The following is a 7,643-nucleotide window of genomic DNA, read 5'->3' as shown; positions in this document are numbered from 1 at the left end:
GCGGCAAAAAAGTTGCGCCGCTTCGGGGCGTCATTGCTGCAGGCGACGTATGGCGCGGCCCCTGGCAAATGATCCGCCTCCAGCCAAATACGGCGACGCCCGCACAAGGCGGGCGTCGATAGACGTCGAAGGCGGGCCGGCGTCAGTCGTCCTGGGCCTGTTGGGCACCGGAGGCGCTGCGGCGTTTATCCCGGCGCGCCTTGTTGAGACGCCCCAGCGCAAACAAAGGGCCCGACACCACGTAGCAGCCAAACAGCGCGAGCAGCATCACCGAAGGCTCGATCGAGATCAGCACGAACAGCAGCACGATCACCAGCAGGAAGACGAAGGGCACCGGGCCCTTGAAGTCGATCTCCTTGAAGCTGTGGTAGCGCACATTGCTGACCATCAATACCCCGGCGGCAGCGACGACGATCGTCATCAATATCTTGAAGCCGATGGATTCGGCGTCGAAGGTGTGGAAGACCCAGACACAGCCGGCGACTACCGCCGCGGCCGAAGGGCTGGGCAAGCCGACGAACCACTTCTTGTCGGTACTGCCGATCTGCACATTGAAGCGCGCCAGCCGCAATGCCGCCCCGGAGACGAAGATGAAGGCGGCGATCCAGCCGATCTTGCCGATATCCTGGAGAATCCAGGTGAAAGCGACCAGCGCCGGCGCCATGCCGAAGGAGACCATATCGGCCAGGCTGTCGAACTCGGCACCGAAGGCGCTCTGGGTATTGGTCAGGCGAGCCACTCGGCCATCCAGCCCGTCGAGCACCATGGCGATGAAGATCGCGATCGCGGCCTTGGCGTAGTCACCGTTGATCGCCGCGACGATCGAGTAGAAGCCGGCGAACAGCGCCGAGAGGGTGAACAGGTTGGGTAGCAGATAGATGCCGCGACGACGGATACGCTTGCCGTTCTCCACCGTCTCCTCGATCACCTCGTCCTCGTCGTCGAACAGCGGCGAGGTCGCGCCGATGGTGATGGTTTCGGGCTCCTGCTCGTGGTGGCGTTCTTCCTGCGTCATGGCGGCGAGTCCTTTGATATCGAGAGCGTTCCGGTATGGAAGCCGGACAATTCTACCCACAGCCTAGCGGGAATCGCGACACATGCCCTACCCGAACGATCAAACTGTCGCCCTGGCAGCCAAACAAAAGGGGCGCGACCTCGGTCGCGCCCCTCGCATCGTGCCACGGCTTGAGCGGCTCAGTTCTTGCTCTTGTCGACCAGCTGGTTGGCGGTGATCCACGGCATCATGCCGCGCAGCTTCTCACCCACCTGCTCGATCGGATGCTCGGCGGTCTGGCGACGGCGAGCGTTGAGCGAGGCGTAGTTGCAGGCGCCTTCGGCGATGAACATCTTGGCGTATTCGCCATCCTGGATGCGCTTGAGTGCCTTGCGCATCGCCTCTTTCGAACTCTCGTTGATGATCTCGCGGCCGGTCACGTACTCGCCGTACTCGGCATTGTTGGAGATCGAGTAGTTCATGTTGGCGATGCCGCCTTCGTACATCAGGTCGACGATCAGCTTGAGCTCGTGGAGACACTCGAAGTAGGCCATCTCCGGGGCGTAGCCCGCTTCGGTCAGGGTTTCGAAACCCGCCTTGACCAGCTCGACCGCGCCGCCGCAGAGAACCGCCTGCTCGCCGAACAGATCGGTTTCGGTCTCATCCTTGAAGGTGGTCTCGATGATCCCGCTGCGGCCACCGCCGATCGCCGCGGCGTAGGAGAGTGCGATCTCCTTGGCCTGGCCGGAGGCGTTCTGGTGGATCGCGATCAGGTCGGGGATACCACCGCCGCGCACGAACTCGGAGCGCACGGTGTGGCCCGGCGCCTTGGGCGCGACCATGATCACGTCGAGATCGGCGCGCGGCTGGACCTGGTTGTAGTGGATGTTGAAGCCGTGGGCGAAGGCGACGGTGGCGCCCTCTTTCAGGTTCGGCTCGATCTCCTGCTCGTAGATCACCTTCTGGTTCTCGTCCGGCGCCAGGATCATGACCACGTCGGCGCTCTTGCACGCCTCGGCGACGCTGGCCACCTTGAGGCCGGCACCTTCGGCCTTGGCCGCAGAAGAGGAACCCTTGCGCAGTGCCACGGTCACGTCGACACCGGACTCCTTCAGGTTATTGGCATGGGCGTGGCCCTGGGAGCCGTAACCCACGATGGTGACCTGCTTGGATTGGATCAGCGACAGGTCGCAGTCCTTGTCGTAATACACGTGCATGGCAAACTCCGATATCGATACGAACAGTCTGAAATGTGTCAGGTCGGTGTAGCGATCGCGCCGGCCGCCGGAGCGGGCGGTGATCGTCGAACCGTGACGCCACGATAAGACAAGCGCCTCGTTGCGTAAAACGCTATATTTGCAATGCGACATTTCACATACGGCAACATACACACGCTATGGATTACCGCCCGCTCACCCATTTCCTGGCCCTGGCCGAACATCTCCACTTCGGCCGTGCCAGCGACGCCTGCCATATCAGCCCCTCGACCCTGAGTCGCTCGCTGCGCCAGCTCGAGGAGAACCTGGGGGTGACCCTGTTCGAGCGTGACAATCGTCACGTCGAGCTGACCCGGGAAGGCCAGCTGTTCCATGCCTATGCCCGGGAGACGCTGGAGCAGTGGCAGACTCTGCAGCGCGAGCTGATGGCGGAGACCCAGGAGCTGGCCGGTGAGCTCAGCATCTACTGTTCGGTCACCGCCAGCTACAGCTTCCTCTACCGCCTGCTGAGCGAATTCCGCCAGCGCCATCCGCGTATCGAGATCAAGCTGCACACCGGCGATCCGGCGGATGCCATTGCCCGGGTCCAATCCGAACAGGAGGAGGTGTCGATCACCGCGCGCCCACGCAGCCTGCCGGAGGCGGTGGCGTTCAAGCCGCTGGCGACCTCGCCACTGGTGTTCATCGCCCCGCGTGACGGCGCCGCCTGGCTGCCGGCCACACCGGAGATTCCGACGCCGGCCCAGTGGCGCGAGGTGCCGATGATCCTGTCGGAGTCCGGGCTCTCCCGCGATCATGCCGACACCTGGTTCCGAGCGCTCGGCGTACGCCCGCGCATCTACGCCCAGGTCGCCGGCAACGAGGCGATCGTCAGCATGGTCGGACTCGGCTTCGGCGTGGGCATCGTGCCGCGCATCGTGCTCGACAACAGCCCGCTGCTCGAACGGATCACCATCCTGCCGGTCAAGCCCGAGCTGCCCCACTACGACGTCGGCCTGTGCGTACTCAAGCGCCGTCTCAAGAGCGCCCTGATCGAAGCGCTCTGGGCACAGCTGCCTAGCTGAGCCGTGTTCGACCGTCCCCGCCGGCGTCTCATGAAAAACGCCCGGCGGAATCGCTTCCGCCGGGCGTCGTACCGCTGCCGTCGAATCGGCTACAGCGACAGCAGCTTGTCGCCGCGGGCAATACCGGACACCCCGGTCCGCGCCACTTCGAGAATGCCGATCGGCGCCATCGCCTGGACGAAGGCGTCGAGCTTGCCGGCATCGCCGGTGATCTGCACGGTGTAAACGCTCGGCGTCACGTCCACGACCTGGGCCCGGAAGATATCCGCGGTACGCTTGACCTCGTCACGGCTGGCGCCCAGCGCCTTGACCTTGACCAGCATCAGCTCGCGCTCGATATGGTTGCCCTCGGTCAGGTCGACCAGCTTGACCACGTCGATCAGCTTGTTGAGGTGCTTGGTGATCTGCTCGATCACGCGGTCGTCACCCACCGTGGTGACGGTCAGCCTCGAGAGCGAGGGGTCTTCCGTCGGCGCCACGTTCAGCGTTTCGATGTTGAAGTTGCGCTGGGAGAACAGCCCCACCACGCGGGACAGGGCGCCGGGTTCGTTTTCCAGCAGAATCGAGATGATATGGCGCATCAGGTCCGCTCCGTCTTCGACAGCAACATGTCACGCATGGAGCCCAGCGGCACCTGCATCGGATAGACGTGTTCGAAAGGATCGACATAGATATCGAGGAACACGAGCTCATGGGTATCGGCGAAGGCACGCTCCAGCGCCGGCTCCAGCTCGTCAATGGTCGTCACCTTGATCGCGGTGAAGCCATAGGCCTCGATCAACTTGGCGAAGTCCGGCAGCGACTCCATGTAGGAGTGCGCATGACGCGACTTGTAGTTGAGATCCTGCCACTGGCGCACCATCCCCAGCGACTGGTTGTTGAGGTTGACGATCTTGACCCCGACATCGAACTGCTTACACGTCGACAGCTCCTGCATCATCATCTGGAAGCTGCCTTCGCCGGTGAAGCAGACCACGTCGTCCTGCGGGAAGTTGAGCTTGACGCCCATCGCCGCCGGGAAGCCGAACCCCATGGTGCCGAGGCCACCGGAGGTGATGAAACGGTTGGGCTTGGCGAACTTGTAGTACTGGGCCGCGAACATCTGGTGCTGACCGACATCGGTAGTGACGAAGGCTTCGCCACGGGTGGCGCGGTAGACCGCCTCGATCACCTCCTGCGGTTTGAGCGCCTCGCCCGGCTTCGACGGCTCATAGAGCTTGCCTTCGCGCTCGGCGCGCCAGCCGTCGATGCTCTTCCACCACTCGGCGAGCGCATCGGGGCTGGCCGGCTCGCGATCCTGCAGCAGACTGATCATCTCGCTGATCACGCTGCCCGCGGCACCGACGATGGGCACGTCCGCCCGCACCGTCTTGGAGATCGAGCTGGGGTCGATATCGACATGCACGATCTTGGCCGTGGGGCAGAACTTCGAGGTGTTGTTGGTGACGCGGTCATCGAAGCGCGCGCCGATGGCGACGATCAGATCGGCATGGTGCATCGCCATGTTGGCTTCATAGCTGCCGTGCATGCCGAGCCAGCCGAGGGAGCAGCGGTCGCCCTGGGGGAAACCGCCGATCCCCATCAGCGTGGTGGTGATCGGAAAGCCCAGGCGCTGCACCAGATCGGTCAGCGCCTCGGAGGCCCGCCCGGTGATGATACCGCCGCCGGTATAGAACACCGGACGCCGCGCCTTGAGCATCATGTCGACCGCTTTCTTGATCTGGCCGGTATGCCCGCGGGTGACCGGGTTGTAGGAGCGAATCTTGACCTTCTTGGGATAGACGTACTCGTAGCGCTCGGTGGGCGACGTCATGTCCTTGGGAATGTCCACCAGCACCGGACCGGGGCGTCCGGTGGCGGCCAGGTAGAACGCCTTCTTCAATACCTCAGGGATCTCGCTCGGGTGCTTGATCGAGAAGCTGTGCTTCACCACCGGACGCGTCACGCCGACGATATCGGTCTCCTGGAAGGCGTCTTCGCCGATCAGGTGGCTCATCACCTGGCCGCACAGCACCACCATGGGAATCGAGTCCATGTAGGCGGTAGCGATACCGGTGACGGCATTGGTGGCGCCGGGGCCGGAGGTGACGAGCACCACGCCGGGCTTGCCGGTGGCGCGGGCATAGCCGTCGGCGGCGTGGGTCGCGGCCTGTTCGTGGCGAACGAGAATGTGCTTGACGCTATCCTGGCGAAAGAGGGCATCGTAGATGTGCAATGCCGCACCGCCCGGGTAGCCGTAGATATGCTCCACCCCTTCGTCTTTCAGGAAGCGGGCGATCATATCGGCGCCGGAAAGTAATTCCACTGGTGAGTCTCCCCTGGAGGTTCGAGTGCCACTGCGCGATTTCCGCAATCGCGTAGCGTTAATGCGGCGGTACGCCGCTACCGACGTGCCGTCGGCGCCTGATGCCATAATCCTGGCTATGGGCCCTGGGTGGGGACCCGCACTCATGGAAACCGTCACGACCAGCAGGTCGACACGGCTCCCGGCACGGCAGATCGCCGTGTGGGGTTGGCGGGGACGAGCGGGTGGCCCGTTCCCCTCTTTCCTGAGAAAGAGTTCCTTCGACAGGCGGGTAGAGGTCACGCAGAACCTACCCTTCACGCAGCGGCCAGGGGTCGCCCGGCAATGGCTGCGCCCGCAATCAGGAGTCGCCTAGATTCTCCCAGCGTTCCCGGACTGTCAACCTTGGCGGGCCCCGGCATCAGCGCTGGCACGGCGCCCTGTGGCGTGATGGGGCGAACCCCGCATTTCGCCTCCTCGACAATCTCCTCGCCCCCCTGCATGCATTCACCAATGGCCCGGGGGAACATCGGTGCATCAGCCGTTCGCCCCACCCTTGCGCTTACCGAAACGCGACGAAAGTCTACCGGCGAGTGCTCGCATCTCCGCCGATCCCTTGCTGTAATGCGCAAGCTGAATCGATTCATCTCATACAGGCCGCGCCGCTGGCCCCGGAGTAGGAGGAGTTCCATGTCCCGTATCGTCCAGTGGTCGATCACGGTAGCGTTGGCCGGTTTTCTGTTCGGCTTCGATACCGCGGTCATCTCCGGCGCCGACAAGCCCATCCAGGCCCTGTGGGGGCTGAGCGACCTGCAGCACGGCCTGCTGGTGATGTCGATGGCCCTGTGGGGCACGGTGATCGGCGCCATCTGGGGCAACTACCCCACCGACCGCCTGGGCCGGCGCGCCACCCTACTGCTGATCGGCGGACTCTATCTGGTCTCGGCGGTGGGCTCGGCGCTGGCCAGCGACCCCTACTGGTTCTCGTTCTTCCGGCTGATCGGCGGCATCGGTGTGGGCGTCTCCTCGGTGGCGGCGCCCACCTATATCTCGGAGATCGCGCCAAGTGAGCGTCGCGGCCTGCTGGTGGGGCTCTACCAGTTCAACGTGGTGTTCGGCATCCTGATGGCGTTCGTCTCCAACTATGTGATCGGCGCGCTGATCGACGGCCAGGCGTGGCGCTGGATGCTCGGTGTCGAGGCGGTGCCGGCGCTGATCTACACCCTGATGGTGTTCCGCATTCCGCGCAGCCCGCGCTGGCTGATACTACACCGCAACGACACCCAAGGCGCCGCCGCGGTACTGCGGCAGCTCGACCCTCGGGCGGATGTCGACGCCCAGGTCGCCGCGATCCGCGCCGCCGACGACAGTGACGAGCAGCAGGCGCGACCGGCGTTCTTCTCCGGCCGCTATCGCCTGCCCATCCTGCTGGCGTTCCTGATCGCCTTCTTCAATCAGCTCTCCGGTATCAATTTCATCATCTACTACGCCCCAAGGGTGCTCGAAGCGGCCCAGCTCGGCAGCAGCGCTGCCCTGCTCTCGACCGTGGGCATCGGGGTGATCAACCTGCTGTTCACCATGCTCGGCATGGCGCTGATCGACCGCCTGGGGCGGCGCACCCTGCTCTACATCGGCTCGGTGGGCTATATCGCCTCGCTGGTGCTGATCTCGCGCGCCTTCTTCTCCGGCGATCTGGGTGGTCTCGACGTGCCCTTGCTGCTGTGCCTGTTCATCGCCGCACACGCCATCAGCCAGGGGGCGATCATCTGGGTCTTCATCGCCGAGATCTTCCCCAACCAGGTGCGCGCCCGCGGCCAGTCCTTCGGCAGTTCGGTGCACTGGATCTGCGCTGCCTGCATCGCACTGCTGATGCCCACGGTGCTGGGGCACTTCAACGGCGGGCCGGTGTTCGCCTTCTTCGCCGTGATGATGGTATTGCAGGTGCTGTTCGTGATGTTCCTGATGCCCGAGACCAAGGGCGTCTCGCTGGAGGAGCTGCAGCGCCGCCTGGTACACGGCGGCAGCGACCCGGCAGCGCAGCGGCGCCAGCCCGCCCGCGCCTGAACAGACGCCCCAGGCGCGAT

At 64.2% G+C, this 7,643-nt stretch carries 6 protein-coding genes; 2 read left to right on the top strand and 4 right to left on the bottom strand.

Features of this window, described 5'->3' with window-relative positions:
- Positions 1 to 142: 142 nt before the first annotated feature.
- Positions 143 to 1,015 carry a CDP-diacylglycerol--serine O-phosphatidyltransferase gene (pssA, locus tag DOM66_RS19265; protein WP_110674053.1) on the bottom strand — a complete coding sequence of 291 codons (873 nt, stop codon included), beginning with the start codon at positions 1,013 to 1,015 and terminating at the stop codon, positions 143 to 145.
- A 179-nt stretch (positions 1,016 to 1,194) separates the two neighbouring features.
- The gene (gene ilvC / locus DOM66_RS19260; protein ID WP_110674052.1) at positions 1,195 to 2,211 is read right to left on the bottom strand and encodes a ketol-acid reductoisomerase; all 1,017 of its coding nucleotides are present in this window, start codon (positions 2,209 to 2,211) and stop codon (positions 1,195 to 1,197) included.
- Positions 2,212 to 2,390: 179 nt separating this feature from the next.
- Here ilvC and ilvY point away from each other — a divergent pair, with 179 nt between their 5' ends.
- Positions 2,391 to 3,275 (top strand): HTH-type transcriptional activator IlvY, encoded by an 885-nt coding sequence (gene ilvY / locus DOM66_RS19255; RefSeq protein ID WP_110691216.1) that lies wholly within the window; start codon positions 2,391 to 2,393, stop codon positions 3,273 to 3,275.
- 89 nt (positions 3,276 to 3,364) lie between these two features.
- Here ilvY and ilvN read toward each other — a convergent pair whose 3' ends face one another.
- Together ilvN and DOM66_RS19245 are read right to left on the bottom strand one after the other, a co-directional pair.
- Positions 3,365 to 3,856, bottom strand: coding sequence for an acetolactate synthase small subunit (gene ilvN, locus DOM66_RS19250; protein ID WP_106418766.1), 492 nt, complete (start codon positions 3,854 to 3,856; stop codon positions 3,365 to 3,367).
- Complete coding sequence (locus tag DOM66_RS19245) at positions 3,856 to 5,580, bottom strand: acetolactate synthase 3 large subunit (protein ID WP_110674050.1); 1,725 nt, start codon at positions 5,578 to 5,580, stop codon at positions 3,856 to 3,858. Before DOM66_RS19245 ends, ilvN begins: the two co-directional genes overlap by 1 nt.
- Positions 5,581 to 5,904: 324 nt before the next feature.
- On the opposite strand from DOM66_RS19245, the gene DOM66_RS19240 reads away from it, so the two are divergent.
- A complete protein-coding gene (locus DOM66_RS19240; protein WP_342588218.1) occupies positions 5,905 to 7,623 on the top strand; it encodes a sugar porter family MFS transporter in 1,719 nt (572 codons plus the stop codon).
- Positions 7,624 to 7,643 lie beyond the last annotated feature (20 nt).

Source organism: Salinicola endophyticus (genome assembly GCF_003206575.1).
In the GTDB taxonomy this organism is placed as follows: Bacteria; Pseudomonadota; Gammaproteobacteria; order Pseudomonadales; family Halomonadaceae; genus Salinicola; species Salinicola endophyticus.
This window is presented reverse-complemented; position numbering and strand designations above follow the sequence as displayed.

Excerpts from the sequence above, each read along its gene's own strand:
- ilvY (WP_110691216.1), top strand. The coding sequence starts at position 2,391 with ATGGATTACCGCCCGCTCACCCATTTCCTGGCCCTGGCCGAACATCTC.
- ilvC (WP_110674052.1), bottom strand. The coding sequence starts at position 2,211 with ATGCACGTGTATTACGACAAGGACTGCGACCTGTCGCTGATCCAATCC.
- pssA (WP_110674053.1), bottom strand. The coding sequence starts at position 1,015 with ATGACGCAGGAAGAACGCCACCACGAGCAGGAGCCCGAAACCATCACC.
- DOM66_RS19240 (WP_342588218.1), top strand. The coding sequence starts at position 5,905 with ATGGCTGCGCCCGCAATCAGGAGTCGCCTAGATTCTCCCAGCGTTCCC.
- ilvN (WP_106418766.1), bottom strand. The coding sequence starts at position 3,856 with ATGCGCCATATCATCTCGATTCTGCTGGAAAACGAACCCGGCGCCCTG.